This is a genomic window from Saccharospirillum sp. MSK14-1 (assembly GCF_003054965.1).
Classification (GTDB): domain Bacteria; phylum Pseudomonadota; class Gammaproteobacteria; order Pseudomonadales; family Natronospirillaceae; genus Saccharospirillum.
Map to the genome: position 1 here is coordinate 492200 of NZ_MIES01000033.1, position 23816 is coordinate 516015.

General features: G+C 57.7%; 19 protein-coding genes and 1 tRNA gene. 12 read left to right on the forward strand and 8 right to left on the reverse strand.

The annotated features are described in order from the left end of the window. Position 1: 1 nt before the first annotated feature. Entirely contained in the window at positions 2-1537 is a 1536-nt protein-coding gene (sbcB, locus tag BGP77_RS11280; RefSeq protein WP_108164837.1) for an exodeoxyribonuclease I, read from the reverse strand. Between the two features lie 152 nt (positions 1538-1689). On the opposite strand from sbcB, the gene BGP77_RS11285 reads away from it, so the two are divergent. The 7 genes from BGP77_RS11285 to BGP77_RS11320 all read left to right on the forward strand — a co-directional run bounded on the left by BGP77_RS11285 (position 1690) and on the right by BGP77_RS11320 (position 9478). After that, positions 1690-4389, forward strand: a complete 2700-nt coding sequence (locus BGP77_RS11285) for a DUF349 domain-containing protein (protein ID WP_108164838.1) — start codon at positions 1690-1692, stop codon at positions 4387-4389. A gap of 235 nt (positions 4390-4624) precedes the next feature. After that, positions 4625-4701: transfer RNA gene (locus BGP77_RS11290), tRNA-Met, on the forward strand. A gap of 266 nt (positions 4702-4967) precedes the next feature. Then, the gene (locus tag BGP77_RS11300; RefSeq protein ID WP_233252346.1) at positions 4968-5888 is read left to right on the forward strand and encodes a Fe(3+) dicitrate ABC transporter substrate-binding protein; all 921 of its coding nucleotides are present in this window, start codon (positions 4968-4970) and stop codon (positions 5886-5888) included. Next, the gene (locus BGP77_RS11305; protein WP_233252347.1) at positions 5889-6875 is read left to right on the forward strand and encodes an iron ABC transporter permease; all 987 of its coding nucleotides are present in this window, start codon (positions 5889-5891) and stop codon (positions 6873-6875) included. It abuts the gene before it with no gap. Further along, positions 6872-7885, forward strand: coding sequence for an iron ABC transporter permease (locus tag BGP77_RS11310; RefSeq protein WP_108164840.1), 1014 nt, complete (start codon positions 6872-6874; stop codon positions 7883-7885). The genes BGP77_RS11305 and BGP77_RS11310 overlap by 4 nt, the downstream gene beginning before the upstream one ends. Continuing rightward, complete coding sequence (locus BGP77_RS11315) at positions 7882-8682, forward strand: ABC transporter ATP-binding protein (RefSeq protein WP_108164841.1); 801 nt, start codon at positions 7882-7884, stop codon at positions 8680-8682. The genes BGP77_RS11310 and BGP77_RS11315 overlap by 4 nt, the downstream gene beginning before the upstream one ends. Positions 8683-8785: 103 nt before the next feature. Then, the gene (locus BGP77_RS11320) at positions 8786-9478 is read left to right on the forward strand and encodes a pirin family protein (protein WP_108164842.1); all 693 of its coding nucleotides are present in this window, start codon (positions 8786-8788) and stop codon (positions 9476-9478) included. A gap of 16 nt (positions 9479-9494) precedes the next feature. Here the strand turns inward: BGP77_RS11320 and BGP77_RS11325 are convergent, their stop codons facing one another. Continuing rightward, a complete protein-coding gene (locus BGP77_RS11325) occupies positions 9495-11321 on the reverse strand; it encodes an EAL domain-containing protein (RefSeq protein ID WP_108164843.1) in 1827 nt (608 codons plus the stop codon). Between the two features lie 197 nt (positions 11322-11518). Between BGP77_RS11325 and BGP77_RS11330 the strand changes: the two genes are divergently transcribed. Beyond that, a complete protein-coding gene (locus BGP77_RS11330; RefSeq protein ID WP_108164844.1) occupies positions 11519-12790 on the forward strand; it encodes a D-amino acid dehydrogenase in 1272 nt (423 codons plus the stop codon). A 76-nt stretch (positions 12791-12866) separates the two neighbouring features. Then, positions 12867-13190, forward strand: coding sequence for a hypothetical protein (locus tag BGP77_RS11335; protein ID WP_199224265.1), 324 nt, complete (start codon positions 12867-12869; stop codon positions 13188-13190). Between the two features lie 3 nt (positions 13191-13193). Here the strand turns inward: BGP77_RS11335 and BGP77_RS11340 are convergent, their stop codons facing one another. After that, entirely contained in the window at positions 13194-14786 is a 1593-nt protein-coding gene (locus BGP77_RS11340) for a GMC family oxidoreductase (RefSeq protein ID WP_108164846.1), read from the reverse strand. A 254-nt stretch (positions 14787-15040) separates the two neighbouring features. Between BGP77_RS11340 and BGP77_RS11345 the strand changes: the two genes are divergently transcribed. Next, positions 15041-15790, forward strand: coding sequence for a head GIN domain-containing protein (locus BGP77_RS11345; RefSeq protein ID WP_158269350.1), 750 nt, complete (start codon positions 15041-15043; stop codon positions 15788-15790). A gap of 46 nt (positions 15791-15836) precedes the next feature. Here BGP77_RS11345 and ychF read toward each other — a convergent pair whose 3' ends face one another. The 5 genes from ychF to ispE all read right to left on the reverse strand — a co-directional run bounded on the left by ychF (position 15837) and on the right by ispE (position 20314). Next, positions 15837-16928, reverse strand: a complete 1092-nt coding sequence (ychF, locus tag BGP77_RS11350) for a redox-regulated ATPase YchF (protein WP_108164848.1) — start codon at positions 16926-16928, stop codon at positions 15837-15839. Positions 16929-16957: 29 nt separating this feature from the next. After that, positions 16958-17545, reverse strand: coding sequence for an aminoacyl-tRNA hydrolase (pth, locus tag BGP77_RS11355; RefSeq protein WP_108164849.1), 588 nt, complete (start codon positions 17543-17545; stop codon positions 16958-16960). Between the two features lie 71 nt (positions 17546-17616). After that, complete coding sequence (locus tag BGP77_RS11360) at positions 17617-18261, reverse strand: 50S ribosomal protein L25/general stress protein Ctc (protein ID WP_108164850.1); 645 nt, start codon at positions 18259-18261, stop codon at positions 17617-17619. A 186-nt stretch (positions 18262-18447) separates the two neighbouring features. Further along, complete coding sequence (locus BGP77_RS11365; RefSeq protein WP_199224266.1) at positions 18448-19386, reverse strand: ribose-phosphate pyrophosphokinase; 939 nt, start codon at positions 19384-19386, stop codon at positions 18448-18450. Between the two features lie 73 nt (positions 19387-19459). After that, positions 19460-20314 (reverse strand): 4-(cytidine 5'-diphospho)-2-C-methyl-D-erythritol kinase, encoded by an 855-nt coding sequence (gene ispE, locus BGP77_RS11370; protein ID WP_108164852.1) that lies wholly within the window; start codon positions 20312-20314, stop codon positions 19460-19462. A gap of 258 nt (positions 20315-20572) precedes the next feature. Between ispE and BGP77_RS11380 the strand changes: the two genes are divergently transcribed. Further along, the gene (locus tag BGP77_RS11380; RefSeq protein WP_108164854.1) at positions 20573-21553 is read left to right on the forward strand and encodes a TAXI family TRAP transporter solute-binding subunit; all 981 of its coding nucleotides are present in this window, start codon (positions 20573-20575) and stop codon (positions 21551-21553) included. Between the two features lie 82 nt (positions 21554-21635). Continuing rightward, a complete protein-coding gene (locus BGP77_RS11385; RefSeq protein ID WP_108164855.1) occupies positions 21636-23807 on the forward strand; it encodes a TRAP transporter permease in 2172 nt (723 codons plus the stop codon). The last annotated feature ends 9 nt before the right edge of the window (positions 23808-23816 follow it).

A 23816-nucleotide genomic window follows, 5' to 3' on the forward strand; every position in this document is an offset into this window, starting at 1 on the left:
GCTACTCGTCAAACAAACCCAGCTGTTCGTGACCGGTGTCGGCCGGTTCGGCCGTAGAGGCGGTCTTTTTGCTCGCCTTTGTGGATTCTTTGGCTTCGGCCAGCCATTGCTGGCGCTGCGTCTCCAACCAGTCTTTCACCTGCAGTAACACCGCCGATTCCGGCTGTTCCTGCAGCAACTCCTCGGTTCGATCAAACGCCTGTTGCCAGCTCAGACTGGAACCCCAGTCGGCCTCGGTCAGGTTGCGTTTGACCTGATCGCGCCATTGCGCTGCGTCGGCGGCGCTCAGGCTATCGCTGAAGTGGCGAGCACGGGCGTTAAACACCAGGGTTTGCTGACGGTCATCGTGTAAGTCTTCGGCCAGTCCGGGCCAGGCCTCGGGGCGGTCGGTGCTGGCGCGGATGCGGTTTAAAATGCCGCGATCGTGATCGTCGATAAAGCCGGCATAAAGAGCGTGTTCGGGGTCGATAAAGGGCGCGCGGTCTTCGTCACGAAACACATCGCGCGCCAGAGTGACCAGATCATGCCAGCGATCGACGATGGCGCGATGGCGTTCAATGGCATCGCGATCAACGCCCAGGCGTTGTGCCACCTCGTCATCGAGCATGGCGTAGGGCGCGACCATCGGGCTGCGGTTCAGGTGCAGGGTGCGCAACGGCACGCGCGCAATGCCCTCGGGCAGATCGTCGTTGGGGGTGTATAACCAGTCACGCAGTTGGTCAGCGTTGTGATCGAGCAACCAGCTGGGGTCGTCGGTTAAATCGAGCACGATGATCTCATTGCGCCGATCCGGGTGTTCGATCAACGGCAATTCCACCGCCAGACAACCGCGCGCTGCCGGAATGCGACCACTGACGTGCAGGTGCGGCTCGCGCTCATCGAACTTCAGTTGCCGACGAACAGCCGCCTTGGTGCGCAGCTCCAGCGCGTAGTCGAACAGCTTGGGTTGGTGGCGTCGAATCAAACGCGCCAATTCAATGGTGGCGAGCACATCGCTGACCGCATCGTGAGCGTTGCCGTGTTCAATGCCATTCGCAGCCGTCAGCTGTTCCAGCTTGAACGACGGTGTGCCGTCTTCGTGCGTGGGCCATTCAATGCCCTGAGGGCGAAGCGCGTAAGTCAGGCGCACAACATCGAGCAGATCCCAACGGCTGTTGCCGTTGCGCCATTCGCGGCTGTAAGGGTCGAGGAGGTTGCGATAAAAGAGATGACGGCTGAATTCATCGTCAAACCGCAGCGAGTTGTAGCCAGTCACACAACTGCCCGGTTCAGCCATCAGTTGTTGAATCTGCTCGGCGAATTGCCATTCGCTGAGACCGGTGCGATCACAGTCGGCCGGGTTCAGGCCGGTCACCAAGGCCGCATCGGGCGACACCACCGTGTCTGGCAGTGGACGGCATTTCAGATCGACCGGATCGCCAATGAGGTTTAAGTTGGCATCAGTGCGCACCGCGGCAAACTGCGCAATGCCGTCGCGACGCGGCTGAATTCCCCAGGTCTCATAGTCGTACCAGAGAAAGCTCGATGGCTGGGTCATGATGGTTTCCGGGCAAAGTCGTTAGGGTTTACACTGCGTGGCACCACGCCGAAAGCTGGCTGTCTTCGGCCGTACCTAAGGGGCTCTACCCTAGCACTGTTCGCCGATTCGGGGCACCCGTTGCGCCGTCCGGCCAGACGAGGTAAGGCATCATGGCTGCGCTCTCCAAGCTGTTCAATAACAAGAACGATTCGAACACCCAGGCTAAATCCACCTCGGCCACGCCCGATCCAGCCGAGCCGACTGAGCTGGCACAACGCAGCCACAGTCAGGATCGCCGCCAACGACAGGCCGCGCTGGCGGAACTGGCGAACCGACTCGACGATGGCCGGCTCGACAACGCGGAACTGGAACATCTGCCGCTGACCGAGCTCGATCAGCTTGCACTGCAGTTGCAACACCAGGCTGATGTCGAGGGGCTCTCTGAGCACCATTGTTACGCCCTGGCGCTGGAAGGGTTTTCCGCTCAGGTGCGTAATGCCGCGGCTGAGCGGTTAACCGACAGCCAACAACTGGAAGCGTTGGCGCGCGCAGCCAAAGGGCACGATAAAGCGGTGTATCGCATCGCCCGTGACAAACTCGACGCCCAGCGCGCCCGCGTTCGCGAACACCAGGCCGAACAGGCGCAGGCGCATCATCTGGTCGAGCGAATGGAGCGCCACGCTCAAGCGACACTGGATCCGCTCTATGCAGGCAAACTGACCGCTTTCCAGGATCAGTGGCAGCAGTGTCGGCAACATGCCGACGAACACTGGCAGCAACGCTTTGAACACGCCTGGCAAACCGCCCAGGCGCGCATACAACCCTCGAGCGAAACGACCCAAACCGACGCCACCGACCCCACCGACACCCAAGAGGCGACGGACGAACCGAACAAAATCGACCCAAACCGTGAAATGATTGTGGCTCGCCTTGTCGAGGAACTGCGTGAGCGTACCGATGCGCTGGATATCGACGAGGAAGCTCTGCGCGATGCTCAGCATTTTCTGACCGACCAGCAACATCAATGGCGTGAAACGGAACAGCTAACACGACCGGGGAAATCGGAAGAGCGGGCGTTCCATCGGCTGTGCACGGCGTTTGAAACGGCGCTGTCGCATCAGGCGTCCATCAGCCAGCGCTTTGGGCCAATGCCAGCCCTGCTGGACCGTTTGGAAACCTCGCCGGAAACCATGAACGCCGAAGCGCAGGCGCTGGATGAATGGCTGCACGAACTCGACTGGCCTGAAGACTCACCGGCACCGCAGCTCAAAGCCCGCGTGGAACAAGCCCTGGCGCGTCATCATGATCAACTGGCCGAACACCATCAGGCTGAAGTGCAGGCGGTCCGACATGCACGGGCGTTGATGCGTCGTTGTATGGCAGCCGTGAACGAAGGCCACCTGCGCCGCGCCTCCGGTTTGCTGCACGGCGTCGAGGACGAACTGGCGCGCCTGACCCAGGTGGCGCATCCCGGATTGTTTCGTCAATTGGAGGAGACACGGGCCGCGGTTGAGCAATTGCGCGACTGGCAGAGCTTTGCCGTGCAGCCCAAAAAAGAAGCGCTGATCGAGCGCATGCGTACCCTGATCGGTCAATCCATGGACCCACAGGATCGCGCACGAACCATTCGCACCCTGCAGGATGAATGGCGTCAGCTCAGCCGAGGTTTGCAAAATCAGCATCAGGAATTGTGGGAGACCTTTCATGCCTTGGCGCAGCAGGCGTATGAACCCTGCCGTGAATACTTTAACGAGCAAAGCAAACTGCGCAGCCTGAACTTGCAAAAACGGCGCGAATTGGTGGAGCAGCTCAAACAATACGAAGCGCTGATTCGCAGCAGCGCCGTGGACATCAAAGAGCTCGATCAGGTGATGAACATGGCGCGTCAGGAGTGGCGTCGGTTTTCTCCGGTCGAACGCGCCGCCAATAAGGGCGTGCAAAAAGCCTTCGACGCGGTCATCAAACGACTGCGTCATCAATTACAGGATGAACAGGGCGATTTTCGTCGTGCTAAAGAAGCCATCATTGAACGCGCTCGCACGCTACTGGATGAAACCGACACGCGCAAAGCCACCGAAGCGGCCAAACGTTTGCAAAAAGAATGGCAGCAAGTCGGCACCTTGGCGCGTCGCGATGAACAACAGTTGTGGAAGGCTTTCCGAGTAGTGTGCGACGAATTATTTGAGCGCCGGGGTCAGCAGGTAGAGGCGTTCAAAGCTGAGTTGGATGACCATCGACGTCAGGCCGACGCGTTGATTGAACAATTGGAGGCGCTGTCCAAAGCCGATCAACCATTGGCAGAGAAGTCTCAGGCTGATGCGCTTAAAGCGCAATTTCGGGGGTTGGGTGCGCTGCCCAAAACGCAACAAAAAACATTGCAGGAACGCTTTAACAAAGCCCAGAAACAGTTCGATGCCGCCTGTCGTGGGCAAAAACGTCACAATAAAGATCAGCACTGGCAAGCATTAATCGATTGGGTCTCGCGTGCACGCTTTGAAGACAGTAACGATGACGCTTTGCTCGACGCATTCCGGGCCATGTCGCTGCCATCTGGTGCCGATCGCCTGGCGGATCAGCTAAGCGTGTGGCGGCAGCCGGCGACGTCACAGGCGCGGGATCAACTTCATCGCCAGACGGTAGAGCTCGAAGCCTTGGCGCAAGTCGACAGTCCGGCGGATGATAAAAATCTGCGCATGGAATTGCAGGTGCAACGTCTGGCGGGTGGGTTAGGGCAGACGGTTGATCAGCAGCGTATTGATCAGACCGTGCTCGACTGGCTGGCTTGTGGCCCGGTCGCGCGTGCTGACTACGACCGCCTGGCCGTGAGAATGCAGGCGGCCCGACAAGCGTGGCTTAACGGGAAAAATTGAAAAAAATCAAAAAGTTAGTTGACACTACAACACCTCGTCATTAGTATTCGCAGCCGTTGAAGGGAGGCGCCCAGACGCCGGTTTTTAAAACCTTCACAACGGTTTATTGCGGGGTGGAGCAGTCTGGTAGCTCGTCGGGCTCCCACACCGCAAAAGTCGAAGGGAGTCCAACGACCTTCGGCTTATGAGGCCGACCCAACGCGTGATCGTTAGGTATCTCAACAGTAAGGTTTATTGCGGGGTGGAGCAGTCTGGTAGCTCGTCGGGCTCATAACCCGAAGGTCGTAGGTTCAAATCCTGCCCCCGCTACCAATTAGAGGAAAGCCCGGCTCGAAAGAGCCGGGCTTTTTTCGTTGTGGTTTTAGATTGCTCGCCTCAACAAGCCTGTTGGCATTTTTCATATTTATAAGAATGCTTATCAATTGTTTTTGCGGTTGTGCCTCGTTATTATCCGGCTCCAATCTTAGCGGTTGCCTTGGGTTTACTCCGTCTGGCAACGGCGCCATCGCTGACTCAAGTCGACAATAACCTCAGGGTTCGATGGGTCGACTCGGCTGTTGAATCATGGAGATAACACAGTGCGTAACGTAATCGCTCGTTTGGGCATGACCGCGTCATTATTGGCCATGGTGACTTCCGCCCATGCCGTTGAAATTGACCACGAACTGGGCACGACCGATGTGCCGGAAAACCCCGAACGTATCGTGGTGCTTGAATACAGCTTCGTCGACAGTCTGGCAGCCGTGGGTGTGGCACCGGTCGGTATCGCCGATGACAACAGCCGTGACCGCATCGTTCAGGCTTACACCGACATCATTGGTGACGACTGGGTGTCTGTCGGTACCCGTAAATCACCCAGCCTGGAAATCATCGCGTCGTTGCAGCCAGACCTGATCATCGCCGATAAGAATCGTCACAGTGCCATCTACAGCTCGCTGAGCGATATTGCTCCGACGCTGGTGTTCGACAGCCTGACCGGTACTTACGATGTGGCGCTGGAATCGGCTGCGACCATTGCTCACGCCGTTGGCCGTGATGCGCAGATGAGCGAGCGTCTGGCAGAACATCGCGCGCTGATGTCGGACTACAAAGCCCAGCTGGGCGATGTTTCCGGCTTATCGATTCAGTTTTTTATCGACAATGGCCGTGGCATTTATCTGCATTCGCCAACAAGCTATAACGGCTCGCTGCTGAGCTGGTTCGGCTTTGAAACGGAAATGACCGCCACCGATGGCGACACCTATTCCGATGCCATTGTGCAGACCTCGCTGGAACAGCTGTCGGTGCTCAATCCTGACATTCTGGTTCGCGGCAAATACGCCGATCCGGGTTTGACCGATGAGTGGGTAGGGCAGCCGTTGTTCGACAACCTCAAGGCCATTCAGTCGGGTTGGTTGTTCGATATTGAGGCGCACAACTGGTCGCGTCTGCGCGGTGTGATTGCGTCTGAAGCCAGCGCTGCCAGCCTGGTCGACATCATGGCGCAGATCGAGCGCTGAGTGCCGCTCGCGGTTCGATATGTATTGCTGATTGCGGTCGTCGTTGCGGCCGCGCTCTGGTCGCTGACGTTAGGTCAGCGCGGCGATATTCACCTGTCCAACATTCTCAGCCTGCTGTGGGTCGACGATGGTTCGCTAGCGCGTTCGGCGGTGATCGATCTGCGGTTGCCGCGCACGCTGGTGGCGCTGTTCGTCGGCGTTAACCTGGCATTGGCGGGCCTGGCTTTGCAGGCTGTAACCCGCAACCCACTGGCCTCGGAATCCATTCTCGGCATCAATCAAGGGGCGTCACTGGGTGTCGCGCTGGCCGTGGTACTGCCGTTTCTGGCGGGCGTACCGCTGGATTTGATGGCGATTCTCGGCGCCGCACTGGCGGGCTTGGTCACCTTTGCCATTGCCGGAGGTCTGGGTGGCCGGCTCGACTCCATTCGTTTGATTCTGGCTGGCGTTGCCGTCGGAGCCTTCAGCTATGCCTGTGTGCGCTTTACCTACACCCTCGATGATGATTTGTCGCGCCTGGTGATTAACTGGGTGTCGGCCGATATTTCGTCGGTGTCAGTGCAACAGGTGCTACCGCTGATCGCCTGGTCCTTCGCCGGGGTGTTGGGCAGCCTTTTGCTGGCGCACGGGTTTAATGTGCTGGCGCTGGGCGACGGTGCTTCTCAGGGGCTGGGCATCGACCCACGCCGGGTGCGCTTTTTAGGCGCTGCCTTGGCCGCCGTGTTGACCGGTGCCAGCGTGGCGGTGGCTGGGCCAGTGATGTTTGTTGGGCTGGTGGTGCCGCATCTGTGCCGGTTCTGGTTTGGGCAAAATCATCGCGCGCTGGTGCCGGCCGTGGCGTTGGGCGGCGGTGCGTTGCTGGTGCTGGCCGATGCGGTTTCCAAGCTGGTGCGCTTTCCCTATGAAACGCCTCTGGGCGTGGTCTGCGCCTTGATCGGTGCGCCGTATTTTCTCTATGCAACACTAACGGCGCGGAGGCTGGCATGACCCCTGGGCAGGGCATCTATCGGCGTCGAGCCAGTCTGGTGGCACTGCTGGCAGCGCTGACGCTGGCGTCGGCGATCTGGAGCCTGGGCGTTGGCGCGGTGAAGGTGCCGGTCGATGTCATCGTCAATACGCTGTTGAATCTCGATGGCGATCAGCAACGTTACATTATTTTGAAATCGCGTCTGCCGCGCGTGGTTTTGGCGCTGCTGGCCGGCGGTGCGCTGGCGTTATCGGGTGCCATCATTCAGGCGGTCATCCGTAACCCACTGGCCAGTCCGGGCATTATCGGCATCAATTCCGGCGCCGCCTTGTTCGCGGTGTTGCTGGTCAGCTTACTGCCGGATTTGCCGCCCGCTTGGATGCCGGTGACCGCCTGTTTGGGTGGCTTATCGGCCGCCGGTATTGTCATGCTGGTGGCGCATTTTCGTACCTTGTCGCCGGCGCATTTGGCGTTGATCGGGGTGGCCGTCGGTCTGGTGTTTGAAGCGGGTGTTGATTATCTGCTGGTGACTTCGAGCGACGCCGAACGTTCCGCGCCACTGATCTGGCTGACCGGGTCGTTGTGGGGGCGCAACTGGGATCATGTATCGGTCAGTGTTGCTCCGCTTATGATTTTCGCGGCCTTGGCGCTGGTGCTGACCTACCGGCTCGATCTGCTGAGTCTGGGGGATGCCTCTGCCACCGGTTTGGGCATCCGAGTGCCGTTGTTGCGTCTGGCGTTATTGGCCGTGGCGACAGTACTGGCCAGTGTTTCGGTTGCCGTAGTCGGCGTCATGGGATTTATCGGTTTGATGGCGCCGCACATTGCCCGGCGCCTGGTTGGCGGTTCGCATCGCTGGTTGTTACCGACGTCTGCGTTAACCGGCATGTTGCTGGTGTCGCTGGCTGACGGACTGGGCCGCGCCATTGCGCCGCCATTGGAAGTTTCCGCCGGCATTCTGGCGGCGCTGCTGGGCGCGCCATTTTTCGTTTACATCATGTTAACCACCGCTTCGGAGCAGGACGGATGAGTATTGTGTTGTCCGGCGTCAGTGCCGGTTATGGCCGCAATCCGGCGGTGATCAATAACATCGATTTAACCATTCGCGAGGGCGAAATCACTGTCTTTATTGGCCCCAATGGCTGTGGCAAATCGACGCTGCTGAAAACCATGGCGCGCTTATTGAAGCCGCGCAGTGGACGCATCAACGTGGATGGGCTGGATGTGTTGTCCAGTTCGCCCAAAGCGGTCGCCCGGACGTTGGCTTTTTTACCGCAGGAACCCCTGGTGCCGACGGGCATCAGTGTGGAGCAGATGGTCGGTTATGGCCGTGCACCGCATCAGTCGTTACTGGGGTTCCGTTCGGCGCGTGATGTTGAGCTGATTGATCAGGCCATTGCCACCGTCGGTATTGAGCATCTTCGTGATCGGCCGGTGGCAGAACTGTCCGGTGGTCAGCGTCAAAGTGCCTTCTTTGCCATGGTGTTGGCGCAGGATACGCCTTACGCCATTCTTGATGAGCCAACGAATCATCTCGACATTACCCATCAGATTGATGTGCTGGAACAAATTCGTCGGCTGAACAGCGACCATAAAAAGACCACGCTGGTGGTCTTGCACGACCTCAATCTGGCCGCACGTTACGCCGATCGTCTGGTGTTGTTTAACAACGGTGCCGTCTTTGCTGATGGCACGCCGGAGCAGGTATTAACTCCGGCCAATATCGCCGACGTTTTTGCGGTGGATAGCCGCATTCTGGCCGAGCCGATGGGTGGCAAACCCTTGTGTGTGCCGTATCCGCGTTCGGTCAGTGAAACTGAACGATAACGCCGAAAAGCTCCGTTAGGCTTGCGTTCCGTAAGCCTCTATATTGCTTCCATCCAGGGTTCCGGCGTCGATACCGGAACGCAGCATTTGATGGGAGGTCATCATGATCAGAGTGCGTCTCGCCAATCAACGCGGCCATGCTCAACACGGCTGGCTGGATTCGCACCACAGTTTTTCGTTCGCCAATTATTACGACCCGAATTACATGGGTTTTTCCGATTTGCGCGTCATCAATGACGACTGGGTAGCACCGGGAAGCGGCTTTGATACTCACGGTCATCGCGATATGGAAATCATCACCTACGTGCTCGAAGGCACCATCGCCCATCGCGACACCATGAACAATGTGTCGCAACTTAAAGCCGGCGAAGTGCAGGTGATGAGCGCTGGCAGTGGCGTGATGCACAGTGAATACAATGCTTCGCAAAGCGAGCGGCTGAATTTCCTGCAGATCTGGGTGTTGCCCAATGTCGCTGGTGTTGAACCGAGTTATGCGCAGCAGGATTTTTCCGCCTTGAGTGGCATCAACAGGATCGTTTCACCCGACGGCAGTGAAGGTTCGCTGGCTATCCGTCAGGATGCCAGCCTGTATCAGGTGCGATTGGAGCAAGAGGCGCAAAGCTTCACCACGGCAAAAGACCGGCTGTATTACCTGCAGGTTGCTCACGGTGAGCTCAGCGTCAATGGTGTGACCATGAGTGCCGGTGATGGCGCTTACATTGCGGAAGAAGACCGGCTCAGCTTCGAAACCGCCACGTCGGTCGATGCCTTGTTGTTTGAATTACGCGGGCACTGAGCGCGCAGCATCGTCATCAGCCGGCGTCTTTGATGACCGTCATCAGCAATTGATCGAACGGAACCGGCCGGCTGTAACGATAACCCTGCAGGAAATCGCAGCCTTGTTCGGTCAGCCAGCGTTCCTGGTCTTCGGTTTCCACACCTTCGGCGACCACGGCCATTCCCAGGCCGCGCGCCAACCCCAAAATCGACAGCGTGATGGCGCAGTCGTCGCGGTCACTGGGCAGTTCCTTAACGAAGGAACGATCGATTTTCAGTTTGGCAAAGGGCAGATGTTTCAGCCGCGCCAGCGATGAGTAGCCGGTGCCGAAATCGTCGATAGATAAGCCCGAACCCATGTCGACCAGTTGTTTCAGCAGGTTGCGCAGGATTTCGGTATCGGCCTTGATGACGTCTTCGGTTACTTCAAAATCAAAGCACTCGCCGTTCAAACCGTAGGCTTCGTACACCTCTTTTAATTGCTCGGGCAGGAGTGGGTCGAGCAGTTGTTCCGGCGCCAGATTGATCGCCAGCTGTGGCAGATTCATGCCAGCTTGTTGCGCCTGACGCAGGTGATGGCAAGCGCGATGCATGACCGCCATGCCTAAATCGGGCAGTAAGCCAGCGGAGCGCGCCAGGTCGAGAAAACGGATCGGTGGCAACAAACCATGCGTCGGGTGGTTCCAGCGAACGAGAGCCTCCAGTTGCATCAAATGGCCGTCACTGGCGCGAACGATGGGCTGATAGTGAACGTCCAGTTGCTGGTTGCGAATCGCCTCACGCAGCTGCGATTCCAGTTGAAAACGCGAGCGCGCATCGGCTGAAATGGAGCGGTTAAACAATTGCGCTTGGCCACGCCCTTGTTCCTTGGCGTGATACATCGCCGCTTCGGCGTGTTTGAGCAGAGTATCGCTGTCTTGACCATCAGCAGGCCAGATGCTGACACCAATGGACGCTGTAATGGCCAGCAACTGGTCGTGCAATTGCATCGGCGCGGCCAGGGTATTGAGAATGCTTTGAGTCAGATGTCGCAGGTGCGATTCATCGGTTTGCCGACGAATCAGCATGACAAATTCGTCGCCACCGACGCGGGCAATTTTGTCTTTGCCGGGAATCGACAAATGCCGCAAGCGATTCGCCACCTCCCCAATGATTTGATTGCCGATCATTTGCCCCATGCCATCGTTGATCGCCTTGATCCGATCCAGATCAATCCACAGCAGCGCAAAAGGCGCTTCCTGCCGAGTGATGTGATGCAGACGATCACGCATCGAATTGAGGTTGGGCAGGCCCGTCAGGCTGTCGAAATGGGTGACGTAATCAAGTTGCTGTTGGGACTGCGACCAGGCTTCGTGCGTGTTGATCAGGCTGATGGTGTCGGCAATGGCGGTGGCCAGAGAAATGTCCGCCAGTGACCAGTCGCGCGGCTCCAGCGCTTCCAGGCAGATGACGCCGCTCAGTTGGCCGGCATCAAAGATGGGTGCATCCAGCATGGCGTGTATGCCGGTTGGAATCAGGTAATGGTCGTTGAACGCTTGGGTGCGTGGGTCTTGGCGGGCATTGCGGGCATCAATGATACGCGCTTTCATCAAGGCATCGAAATACGCCGGATTGCCCAGGCGTGTCAGGTAGTTGGGATCGAAGTTGTGGCCTTCACCCAATTGATAAAGAATTTCACTTTCCAAATCATCGCCACCGCTTTGCAGCCACCACACGCTGACCCGGCCAACATTTAGTAACGAGGCGCACAGTGAGGTCAAAGCGCTCAGCTTGTTACGGCGGGTATCCTGAATAAACGCTTTGTCATGGCACAGCTTCATCAACGCTTGATGGTATTCGATGAACTGCTGGTTCGGGTCCATAGGGCACCACAGTCGCCGACAATGGATTTTATAGAATGGCAGCCCGGCTACGCTCTGTCCAATTGTTACATCCTGTAGCCGCATGATGTCGGGACAGAAGGGCTTGTTGGTGCGGGCAACTGGCTCTATCCGGAGGGATTAATGATCGATAGGCTAATGGCTTATCTTGAACTGCGAAGGGGCTGTCAGGGGCTGTTATGAAAATTTTGATCATTGGCGCCGGTGTGATTGGTGTCACTACCGCCTGGACGCTGCACCGGCGTGGCCATGAGGTCACTGTTGTCGACAAAGCCAGCGCCGCAGCGTTGGAAACCAGTTACGCCAACGCCGGTCAGCGGTCTTACGGTCATGTCTCGCCCTGGGCTTCTCCGTCGATGATTCGTCAGGCGCTGCCATCGATGTTGCGCAGTGAAGGACCCCTGAAGCTGAAGTTACCGCCGTCCGGTCGGATGATTCAGTTTCTGGTCGGCATGAGTCGCTTTGCCGGGCAGCCCGCCCTTTATCGGCGCAACCACGATGCCATGTTGCGGCTGGCGCAATTCAGCCGCGAGCAGTTTCTGGCGCTCGAAGACGCCGAACCGTTCGATTTTGACGGCGGCCACCGCGGCTTATTGAAGCTGGCGGACACCGACGACGACAAACGTGAACTGCTGGATATTGGCGACCACTTAACGCGCCTGGGCATTGAAAACCGCTGGCTTGACGCGGATGAAACCCGTGCTCAGGAACCGGGTTTGTCGCCCGATATCGCAGGCGGTTTACTGGTGCCCGGTGACGGCACCGGCGACTGCCAGAGTTTTACCGAACGGTTGGCTGAACGCGCGGCGGCCGCCGGTGTGCAATTTCGTTATCGCACGGAAGCCACGCATCTGCGCACCGACGATAAGACGCTGCATTCGGTACAACTGAACGGCCCCGATGGTGAGCAATGGTTTAACGCCGATGCCTTTGTTCTGTGTGCCGGTTGTGGCAGCCGCGAACTGGCGTTTTCGCTGGGCGTGCATCTGCCCATTTATCCGGTGAAAGGGTATTCGCTGACCGCGCCGGTTGCCGTTACGGCTCGTGCGCCGCAATCGACGCTCATTGATGAAAACCGCAAAGTCGCCATCACTCGTTTGGGTGATCGGGTGCGCGTCACCGGTTTTGCGGAACTGGCTGATTTCGATCGGCGTCTGTTGCCGCGTCGCCTGAACTCCATACGGGACAGTCTGGAAAAACGCTTCCCCGGAGCGGCCCAGTGGGATAAAGCCGAACCCTGGGCCGGCTTTCGTCCGATGACGCCCGATGGCCCGGCAGCCATTGGTCTGGGTCGGCAGAGCAATGTCTACTACAACACCGGCCACGGCACCTGGGGTTGGACGTTGGCCATGGGCAGTGCCGAAATCATCGCTCAGCAAGTCGCTGGCGAAGAACCGGCGGTGGAGATGACCGCCTTCCGTCCGCGTCGTTTTACCGGTGGTTTAGCCTGAGGTGATCCGGTTTAGCCGATAGCGCCAGGGCCCTGTTATACTGACTCGTTAATGTTGGCGAAACGCGAGGGCGGTGGTGAAACGACCCCCCAGCAAAAAAGACATCCGTCATGACCTGGAAGACCAGGTCGAAGCCTTTCTGCGTGAAGGCGGCGAGATCGAGTGGGTGGACCGTGGTCGCTCAGGGTTGGAAGCCAACAAACCCTGGAGCAATCCGTTTCACGCCTCACCCAGCGATGAACCCAAGTCATCGCGCACCCCGGTGCCGGAAGTACTCGCTGCCATCGATTCGCGTAAACACAAGAAAGCCGCGCCCGCCAACACCAAGCGCCGTCGTCCACGCAAAGAATGGATTTACGACGACTTTGGCGAGCCGGTGCGCTGGGTGTGGAAAGAATAAGCCTCACTCACCGCTTGCTATCCAAGCGGCGGCTCGCTCGGCCAGCATGACGGTTGGGGCATTGGTGTTACCGCCAATCAGCGTTGGCATCACGCTGGCATCGACCACTCTTAACCCGTCTACGCCCTTCACCCGAAACCGTTGATCGACCACAGCCTGCGCATCCATCCCCATCCGACAACTGCCCACCGGGTGATAAATGGTGTCGGCACGCTGGCGTATAGCAGCGATTAACGCTTCATCACTGGCGTTATCGGCCACAAAAAACGGCTGACCGCGAAATTGATCCATGGCGCTTTGCTGGATGATGTGACGCGCTTGTTTAACCCCCGCCAGCAACACCGGCAGGTCGCGATCGTCGCTGAGAAAACCCATGTCGATGCGCGGTGACGCTAAGGGGTGGGCACTGTGCAAGCCCACCCGGCCACGCGAATAGGGTCGCAGTTGGCAGGCATGTAAGCTGAATCCCTGGCCGTAGTGTGGGCGCCGATTGTGGTCATCGCCCGGACTGATCAGAAAGTGCAGCTGGATATCGGGGCGGTCGAGGTTAGGGTGGGTTTTGATAAAACCGCCCGCTTCGGCGCCGTTGGTGGTCCAGATGCCTCGGCCTCTTGCCAGTTTTGGCAAGTCCATTAGCAGTCGTGCTAAACCAGTCAGGCTGTAACCGACCAGGCGTGACGATGAACTGCGCCAGCTGCTGAGAAAATCGAGGTGGTCCTGAAGATTGGCTCCAACCTCAGAGTGTTCCAGTTTTACGTCGATGCCATGGCGTTCCAGCTCGTCTTTCGGGCCGATGCCCGAGAGCATCAACAGTTGCGGCGATTGAAAAGCGCCTGCGCTGAGAATGACCTCGCGTCGGCATAGGAGGTCTTGCGGCGCGGAGCGACCGCGTTGTATGCGCACGCCCGTTACTCGACTGTCGCCCAGCAGCAATTGAGTAGCCCGGGTGCGTGTCAGAATGGTCAGGTTCGGGCGTTTTGTAATGGGGTGCAGATAGGCGCTGGCAACACTGCAGCGGCGGCCGTTGCGTTGGGTGACCTGATAGCGACCCACGCCTTCCTGAACCTCGCCGTTAAAGTCGTGGTTGTGCGACCAGCCGGCTTGTTGCCCGGCGGCAATAAAGGCATCGACGACCGGGTTTGGATAACGCAGATCATTCACCGCCAACGGTCCGTCCTGGCCGTGGAAAGCGTCGGCGCAACGGCCGTTGTTTTCACTGTAGCGAAACCAGGGCAGCACCTCTTTCCAGCTGAAATCGGTTAAGCCCAGCTGCGCCCAGTCGTTGTAATCGTCGTGGTGGCCGCGTGTGTAGATCATGGCATTGATGGCGCTGCTGCCACCCAAAGCCTTGCCGCGCGGCTGGTAACCGCGTCGTCCGTTTAAGGCCGCCTGGGGTTCGGTATCAAAAGCCCAGTTGTGCAGCTTTGTCGGGACACTGAGCGCGATGCCAATGGGCCATTGGATCAAAGCGCTGCGGCCGTTGCCGCCGGCTTCAATCAGCAGCACCTGATGACCCGGGTCTTCCGATAAGCGAGCGGCCAGCACAGCACCGGCGGAACCGCCGCCGACGATGATGGTGTCGAACAAATTTGTCATTATTGTTATCGGTTGGCTTTCGACGGCCATTAACCTAGGCCGGTCTTAAACGAACAACAAGACATCGACGCGCTTGAACGATGATTTGGTCGCGATGGCGAATAATAATGAGCAAATTGACCAGATTTGACCTGAAGGGTGTGGCTATTCACACGGCTAAGGCGGCCAGTAGGCGGTTTTCAGCGATGCCGTGGCAGTTGGCACAACCTTGGCAAAGGTCAGAACGAGTGAATCACCGTAAAAAGGACAGTCTTTTGAACAACGCCTTCGTTTCTTCTGCATTGTATCGCGCGCTTGCCATCGGCATCGGCCTGTTCAGTGCGATGTTTTTATCCGCCTGTGCAAACCAGACAAGGGTTCAGGGAAAAGGGCCTGTTGTTGAGCAGCGCTACGAATTAAATGGCATTGAGCGAGTGTATTTTTCCGGCCGGGGAGAGGTGCGAATTCTGCCATCTGATGATTCCGTGCTGGTGGTCTCGGCCGCGCGCAATGTGCAGGAAGCCCTCAGCATCAACATCAGCGATGACCGCCTTAAAGCCGGACCGCAACGGCATGTCTATATCGCTTCAGACAGTCGCCCGGTGTATACGCTCTATGTGAATGAGCTGGAACATCTGGGTGTCAGCGGCGCCATGTCCATTACAGCCGATGAACTGCGGGGCAATGAACTGACGTTGTCCGTGTCGGGCAGGGCAGAGGTGGACATGCGCGTCGAAGCCTCGTTACTGACCCTGCGGTCTTCCGGCAGCGCCGAGATTACCGCCACCGGACTGGTCGATCAGCTTGAGATTCGTACCTCAGGTTCGGTTCGTTTGGAAGGCAGCGATTTGCTGGCGCGCCACGTCGACATCGCCACCTCGGGCAGTTCCCGAGTCACCATCTGGGCCGAGGAAAGCATCGACATCCGCAGCAGCGGTTCAACGCGTGTGCGTTATCGCGGGCAGCCGTTAGTGAGCCAGAGTGTCAGTGGTTCGTCGTCGGTGGAAGCGTTGAACGACGACTGAAAAAAAAGCGGCTCAAGGGCCGCTTTTTTTTGATCTGAAAAAGAGATCAGACGTTAAACCGGAAATGCATCACGTCGCCGTCTTTGACGATGTATTCCTTGCCTTCCAAACGCCATTTGCCTGCGTCTTTGGCGCCGGATTCGCCGTTGTATTGCACGAAGTCGTCGTAGCCAACGGTCTCAGCGCGGATAAAGCCTTTTTCGAAGTCGGTGTGAATGACGCCCGCGGCTTGCGGTGCAGTCGCGCCGACTTTGACCGTCCAGGCGCGCACTTCTTTCGGGCCGGCGGTGAAGTAAGTTTGCAAGCCGAGCAGTTTGTAGGCGGCGCGAATGACACGGTTCAGGCCGGGTTCTTCCATGCCGAGATCGGCGAGGAATTCGGTTTTTTCTTCGTCATCGAGCTCGGCAATTTCGGCTTCGAGTTTGTTGCAGATCACCACCACTTCGGCGTTTTCTTCGGCTGCAATGGCGCGGACCCGGTCGAGGTGTTCGTTGTTCTCGAAACCGTCTTCATCGACGTTGGCGATGTACAGCGTCGGTTTGGTGGTTAAAAAGAAAAACGGTTTCAGGTCAGCTTTTTCGTCGTCGCTCAGTTCAACACTGCGAATCGGTTTGGCGTCGTCCAGGGCCGGTTTGATTTTCTCTAGCACCGCCACCTGACGCACTGCTTCTTTATCCTGACCCTTGGCTTTTTTCTGCAATTTCAGCAGCTGCTTTTCCACCGCGTCTAAATCAGCCAGGGCGAGTTCGGTGTTGATCACTTCGATGTCGCTGATCGGGTCGATCTTGTTGGCCACGTGGATGACGTTGTCGTCTTCGAAGCAACGTACTACATGCGCGATGGCATCGGTTTCGCGGATGTTGGCGAGGAACTGGTTGCCCAGGCCTTCACCTTTGGACGCACCGGCAACCAAGCCGGCGATGTCGACAAATTCCATGGTGGTGGGAATGGTTTTTTCCGGTTTGATGATGCCGGCAATCTGATCCTGACGCGGGTCAGGAACCGGTACCACACCCGTGTTTGGTTCAATGGTGCAGAACGGAAAGTTTTCGGCATCGATGCCAGCCTGGGTGAGGGCGTTGAACAGAGTCGATTTGCCGACGTTAGGCAGGCCGACGATGCCACATTTAATGCCCATAACAGTTCTCCCGAAATAAGTTCTGGCCGTCAGTCGGCCTGAAATTGATGCAATTTATTCATGGCTTTTTGCCAGTCCCCGGCGACCACTTTATCGGTCTCGGCAATGGCCGCATCAATCGCGCGAGCCAGCCGGATCTGGTCGTCAGGGTGCGCCTTGCCCAGTACGTAATTGACCACTTCCGGTGCAGAGCCCGGATGGCCGATGCCCAGGCGCAGGCGATAAAAATCTTTGATGTTGCCCAGGCGAGCGATGATATCGCGCAAGCCGTTGTGGCCGCCATGACCGCCGCCGAGTTTGAAGCGGGCAACACCGGGCGACAGATCAAGTTCGTCGTGCGCTACCAGTATTTGCTGGGCGTCGATCTTATAGAAGTTGGCGAAGGTGGCGACGCTTTGACCGGAGCGGTTCATAAAGGTCATTGGCTTCATCAGCCAGACGGTGCGTCCGCCGAGCATCACTTTAGCCATTTCCGCTTGGTATTTGCTGTCCAGCTGCCATTGACCACCGGCTTTGGCCAGCAGTTCATCAACGTAGTCGAATCCGGCGTTGTGCCGGGTGCGGTCATATTGAGCGCCGGGGTTACCCAGGCCGACGATGAGTTTTAAGGCTGCCATCTGTGTGTCCTAACTAAAAAAAGGGCCCGCAGGCCCTTTTATTTTGCACGCGTGTCTCACGCGGGCGGGTCTTACTCTTCGCTGTCGGCTTCTGCTTCAGCGTCGTCATCTTCATCAGCGCTGTCGACACCGGCCGGCTTAGCGATGCTGACGACCGGTACGTCGTGAGACTCACCTTTGTTCAATTCGGTCAGTGTCACGCCTTTCGGCAGTTTCAGATCGGACAGGTGAAGGACGGCGCCCAGTTCCAGATCAGCCACATCGACTTCGATGAATTCCGGCAGGTCACCGACCTTGCAGGTGACTTCAACGTCGGTAGCGGTGTGCTGGATCTTGCCGCCTTGCAGTTTAACAGCCTTGCACTTGTCTTCATTGATGAAGTGCAGAGGAACGCGCTTGTGGACCACAGTGGTCTTGGTGACACGCTCGAAGTCGGCATGCAGCGGCAGGCCTTTGGCCGGTGAACGCTGAATGTCCATCAGGATGGCCTGTTCGGACTTGTCACCAATGTTGATGGTCAGAACGTGAGAGTAGAAAGCTTCTTCTTTCAGGGCACGGCTCAATTCGCGCTCTTTCAGAGTCAGGCTCATCGGCTTACGGTTCTTAGCACCGCCGTAGATGATTGCCGGGACCCAGCCTTCACGACGCAGGCGGCGGCTCGCACCCTTCCCTGCAACCTCACGCACTTCGGCGTTCAAAGTAAAAATGTCAGACATTGCGGTTGTTCTCCAACTCAAGGTGACCGCGAACCGCGACCAGTTCGGCTTGCCACCGTTTCAGTAAATTCAGGCAAAACGCCTGAAAGGAATAAAACGAATTCAACAAAATAGCGGCTAAAAAGCCGCTATTTGTTGTTATTCAGTGTTGTTCTGACGCTAACTTAGCGGAACTCTGATGCTAACTTAGCGGAACATGGCACTGATGGATTCTTCGTTGCTGACGCGGCGGATGGACTCAGCGAGCACCCCCCCCATCGAAAGCTGGCGGATATTAGCACAGTTTTTCGCCGCTTCCGATAGCGGAATGGTGTCCGTCACCACCAATTCCAGATGGGAGTTGGAAATGCGCTCCACCGCCGGTCCGCTCAGTACCGGGTGAACGGCGTAAGCCACCACTTTCTTGGCACCGAACTTCACCAGTGCTTCGGCCGCCTGGCACAAAGTGCCAGCGGTATCGACCATGTCGTCGACCAGCACGCAGGTACGGTCTTTGACGTCGCCGATGATGTTCATGATTTCAGCGTGGTTCGCTTTCGGGCGGCGTTTGTCGATGATCGCCAGATCGCAGCTCAACTGCTTGGCGATGGCACGGGCGCGAACCACGCCGCCAACGTCGGGGGAGACCACGACCATGTCTTCGAATTCGCGCTGACGAATGTCGTCCAGCAGTACCGGCGAGCCATAGATGTTGTCCACCGGAATGGAGAAGAAGCCCTGAATCTGGTCGGCGTGCAGGTCAACGGTCATGATGCGGTCGATGCCGACAACGGTCAGCATGTCAGCCACGACCTTGGCAGAAATAGGCACCCGCGAAGAACGCGGACGACGATCCTGACGGGCGTAACCGAAGTAGGGCATCACGGCGGTGATGCGACCGGCTGACGCACGACGCAACGCGTCGGCCAGCAGGATAACTTCCATCAGACTGTCGTTAGTGGGTGCACAGGTGGGCTGAATGATGAAAACGTCGGCACCGCGCACGTTCTCGTTGATATCAATGGCAGTCTCGCCATCGCTGAACTTGGTGATGGTAGCGTCACCCATCGGAATACACAGGCGTTCAACCACCTGGTTGGCGAGATCGGGATTCGCATTGCCGGTAAAGACCATCATTTTAGACACTTAGGACCACCCTGTTTTGGTTAGCTCATTCGGGTGGCCTGCAACCACCCGACTTCGGATTCGGTAGTTGCAGTCAGGCCGTGTCGGCCAGCATTCGCTGCAAAGGCGACTGATTGACACCCTGGGCAATAAAGCCGCTATAGCCCGGGTAGTGCTCAACAATGCTGCGCAGTAGGTCTTGGGCTGCCATGTCGCTTTGCGTCGTTAGAAAGAGTGAGGCGCCGCTGCCGCTGAGTCGGACCTGACCAAATTCAGCCAGACGGGTGAATGCACGTTCGATCTCAGGGTAGCGCTTCCTGGCAACGGCTTCGAAGTCATTATGACCCGCCCCTGCCAGCGCGGAGCGTATTGTGCTGACTGGGGTATTTCGTGTCAATTCCGTGTCAGCGAACAGGCGCGCGGTATTCACCTCAACGCCCGGCTGAATCACTACAAACCATTGATCCGGCAGTTCAACGGCAGTCAGGCGTTCACCCACCCCTTCGGCCCAGGCGCTGCGCCCGCGCACGAATACGGGTACATCGGCGCCCAGCGCCAGTCCCAGTTCCGCCAGTTGATCGTCATCCAATCCGCATTGCCATAAATGATTCAGCGCCACCAAGGTGGTGGCTGCATCGGAGCTGCCGCCACCCAGTCCGCCGCCCATGGGCAGGCGTTTTTCCAGGGTGATCTGTACTCCGGCATCCTTTGGCGCGTGCGGCTTTAACCGTCGTGCGGCTTTGATGATCAGGTTGTCGTCATCAGCGACGCCGGGCAGAGCCGGGGACAGTTGAATGCAGCCATCGGAAGTTGGTCTAAACTGCAGCTCGTCACCACGGTCGAGCAATTGAAACAGGGTTTGCAGTTCGTGGTAACCGTCCGCGCGCCGGCCAGTGATGTGCAGCATTAAATTCAGCTTGGCCGGAGCGGGCAGGTGCAAAGCGGGCATGGGGCGATCAAGGTCCGAAGGCTGGAGGGCGCCATCATACCGCAATGAAAGCTCAGGCCAATGGGCGGATGCTGACTCATTGGGTGATAAAAAGTGGGTGGGAATCCACCCATTTATACAGGCTGGGATCGCCGTACCTGCGCTGATGTGGCGCTTTGTCCGCCTTGGCCCGCTGCTTGCTAAAGGCAGGCCGAGGCTTAAAGCCCACAGATATCGCAGTGATATCCCAAACAACGACAAAAACAAGTGGAGAATACAATGAAGGCAACCCGCACTCTTATGTTGGCGGCGCTGTCCGCGTCCACCCTGGCTCTGGGTATCGCCCAGGCCGAAGATCGTTCCGATTGGCCGAGCAACTTTACCGTTGGTACTGCCAGCCAAGGCGGCACTTACTTCGCCTATGGTTCTGGCTGGGCTAACTTTGTGGCCGAAAACCTGGGCGTGTCCGGTGGTGGTGAAGTCACCGGCGGACCAATGCAGAACATGGCGCTGGTGCACACCGGTGATCTGGCCTTTGGTCTGACCACCATGGGCCCGGCTCGCGAGTCCATGGACGGTAACAGTCCGCTGGCTCCGGGCATGGAAATGAACAACGTCTGCGCCATCTTCCCGATGTACCAGACGCCGTTCTCGGTCACCGCACTGACCAGCTCTGGCATTACTTCCATTGCTGACATCCCGGACGGTGCCCGCATCGGTTTCGGCCCGGCCGGTTCTACCTCTGACACTTACTTCCCGCGCATGCTGGAAACCCTGGGTGTTGATTTCGACCGCCGTAACGGTAGCTGGAACGACCTCGGTGGCCAGTTGCAGGATGGCCTGCTGGACGTGATCGCGTTCGCTGCCGGTATTCCAATTCCGGCCGTCAGCCAGTTGGAAGTTCAGACCGACGTGAACATCATCGAGTTCAGCGAAGCTGAGATGAATACCGTCCTCGACGCCTTCCCGGTGTCTGAGTTCTCCATTCCGGCCAGTACTTACCAGTCGCTGGATCACGATGCCCGCGCGGTCTCCATGTGGAACTTCGCCATTGCTAACTGTGATCTGCCGGAAAGCTTCGTCTACGAAGTCACCAAGCTGACCATGGAAAACAACGACCAGATGATGTCGATCCATAAGGCAGCCCGGACCTCAGTACCGGAGAACTACACCAAGAACACCTTCATCCCTTGGCATCCGGGGGCGGCTCGTTGGTTCAACGAGAACGGCTACTCCATCAATGCCAACATGATTAAGTAAGACCTCTGATAGGCCGCAAGGCCTTTGCCGCCGGGTCGGCTCCTTTGGGAGTCGGCCCGGTTCTGCTCGCTGAGAAGCCGTTATGACTGATAAAGATTACCAAGCGCCCACCAGTGAAGCCGTCGATGATGGCCTGGTGATTGAAGGCGTCGACGAAGAAACCATCGAACCCAATCGCCGCTTATTTGAAGGCTGGGTGTTCTGGGGCGTCATGACCCTGGCGGTGATTTTTTCAGGCTTTCACCTCTATACCCTGAACATTGCTCCATTGGAAACCTGGACGTTCCGCATCATTCACATCTGTGGTGCGTTGATTCTGGGTTTTCTGTTGTATACCGGCACCCGTTTCAGTGCCGATGATGAATCTCCGCGACGCTGGACAGCCATCGTCGCAGGCGTGCTGATGTTGCCCGCGCTGTTTGCACTCTACCAAACCGGCGCCATGGCACAGATGATGGCCAACGGTGCGATGCGCATCGACCCAGCCGTTGAAGCCAACCTTTATGGCTGGCCGCTGATGGTCGCCACCTTTGGCGGCATTATTTTGAGCTGGTTCCATCGCAGCCGCCGTTCGGCGTTTTCCTGGCCGGATCTGCAACTGGTGATTTGCGCCATCGCCGCTGCCAGTTACTTCCTGCTGATGTACAACACGCCGCTGCGTATGAGTACCGGTACCTCCTTTGCGCCCATCGGCATTTCCTTTGCGGCGGTTGGCGGCATTGCGTTGATCATGGAATTGACGCGTCGTGTGGCCGGTCTCGCTCTGGTGATCATCGCCTGCATCTTTTTGGGTTACGTATTTGCCGGTCCCTATCTGCCCGGCTTTTTGGGTTACCCGGGTCTGTCGGTGCAGCGTTTCTTCAGCCAGGTGTATACCGACGCGGGCGTTTTGGGCCCGACCACAGCGGTGTCTTCTACCTACATTATTCTGTTCATTATTTTCGCCGCCTTTTTGCAGGCCTCGAAAGTGGGCGATTACTTCGTGAATTTCGCCTTTGCCGTGGCCGGTCGTGCACGCGGTGGTCCGGCTAAGGTCGCGATTTTTGCGTCCGGTCTGATGGGCATGATCAACGGCACCAGCGCCGGTAACGTGGTTTCCACCGGCTCGCTGACCATTCCGTTGATGAAGAAAGTCGGCTACTCGAAAAAATCTTCCGGTGCAGTGGAAGCGGCGGCCTCGACCGGTGGGCAGATCATGCCGCCGATCATGGGCGCCGGTGCCTTTATCATGGCGGAAATTACCGGTATTCCTTATACCGAAATCGCCATTGCCGCGATCATTCCAGCCATTCTGTATTTCGCATCAGTCTACTTTATGGTCGATTTCGAAGCGGCCAAGCTGGGCATGCGCGGCATGAAGGAAGACGAGATTCCGCGCTTCCGTAAACTGGTGAAACAGGTCTACCTGTTCGCGCCGATCATCATTCTGATTGTCGCCCTCTTTATGGGGTATTCGGTGATTCGCGCCGGTACCTTGGCGACCGTATCCGCCGCTGTTGTCAGTTGGATTTCACCACACAAAATGGGCATTCGTTCCATTCTGAAAGCGTTGGAACTGGCGGGCGTGATGTCGATTCAGATCATTGCCGTCTGTGCCTGTGCGGGCGTTATTGTGGGTGTGATTTCACTCACCGGCGTTGGCGCGCGGTTCTCCGCCTTGCTGCTCGGCCTAGCCGAAACCAGCCAGTTGCTGGCGCTGATCTTCGCCATGTTCATTTCCATCTTGCTGGGTATGGGCATGCCGACCACGGCGGCTTATGCGGTCGCTGCATCGGTGGTGGCACCGGGCCTGATTTCGCTCGGTATTGATCCGCTGACGGCGCACTTCTTCGTGTTCTACTTCGCCGTGGTATCAGCGATTACGCCGCCGGTTGCATTGGCGTCGTACGCAGCGGCCGGTATTTCCGGTGCCAACGCTATGGAAACCTCGACCGCTTCGTTCAAGATTGGTCTGGCGGCTTTCATCGTGCCCTTTATGTTCTTCTACAATGGCGCGCTGTTGATGAATGCCGACTGGTTTGCCATCAGCCGTGCGTTGATCACCGCCACCTTTGGTGTTTATCTGCTGTCTGGTGGTGTGCAGGGCTGGTTTATGCGTCTGGCCGCTAACTGGCCGGTGCGCATCCTGCTGATGGTCGCTGCCTTTGCCATGATCGAAGGCGGTATCGTCACCGACCTGGTCGGCCTGGCGATTGCCGTGGCAGCCTTCTTTATCCAGAAAGCCCGTGGCGGCCGATTAGCGCCTCAGGCCTGATCGTTCTTC

Excerpts from the sequence above, each read along its gene's own strand:
- BGP77_RS11310 (WP_108164840.1), top strand. The coding sequence starts at position 6,872 with ATGACCCCTGGGCAGGGCATCTATCGGCGTCGAGCCAGTCTGGTGGCA.
- sbcB (WP_108164837.1), bottom strand. The coding sequence starts at position 1,537 with ATGACCCAGCCATCGAGCTTTCTCTGGTACGACTATGAGACCTGGGGA.
- BGP77_RS11385 (WP_108164855.1), top strand. The coding sequence starts at position 21,636 with ATGACTGATAAAGATTACCAAGCGCCCACCAGTGAAGCCGTCGATGAT.
- BGP77_RS11325 (WP_108164843.1), bottom strand. The coding sequence starts at position 11,321 with ATGGACCCGAACCAGCAGTTCATCGAATACCATCAAGCGTTGATGAAG.
- ychF (WP_108164848.1), bottom strand. The coding sequence starts at position 16,928 with ATGGGCATTAAATGTGGCATCGTCGGCCTGCCTAACGTCGGCAAATCG.
- pth (WP_108164849.1), bottom strand. The coding sequence starts at position 17,545 with ATGGCAGCCTTAAAACTCATCGTCGGCCTGGGTAACCCCGGCGCTCAA.
- BGP77_RS11285 (WP_108164838.1), top strand. The coding sequence starts at position 1,690 with ATGGCTGCGCTCTCCAAGCTGTTCAATAACAAGAACGATTCGAACACC.
- BGP77_RS11380 (WP_108164854.1), top strand. The coding sequence starts at position 20,573 with ATGAAGGCAACCCGCACTCTTATGTTGGCGGCGCTGTCCGCGTCCACC.
- BGP77_RS11340 (WP_108164846.1), bottom strand. The coding sequence starts at position 14,786 with ATGACAAATTTGTTCGACACCATCATCGTCGGCGGCGGTTCCGCCGGT.
- BGP77_RS11330 (WP_108164844.1), top strand. The coding sequence starts at position 11,519 with ATGAAAATTTTGATCATTGGCGCCGGTGTGATTGGTGTCACTACCGCC.
- BGP77_RS11320 (WP_108164842.1), top strand. The coding sequence starts at position 8,786 with ATGATCAGAGTGCGTCTCGCCAATCAACGCGGCCATGCTCAACACGGC.
- ispE (WP_108164852.1), bottom strand. The coding sequence starts at position 20,314 with ATGCCCGCTTTGCACCTGCCCGCTCCGGCCAAGCTGAATTTAATGCTG.
- BGP77_RS11315 (WP_108164841.1), top strand. The coding sequence starts at position 7,882 with ATGAGTATTGTGTTGTCCGGCGTCAGTGCCGGTTATGGCCGCAATCCG.
- BGP77_RS11360 (WP_108164850.1), bottom strand. The coding sequence starts at position 18,261 with ATGTCTGACATTTTTACTTTGAACGCCGAAGTGCGTGAGGTTGCAGGG.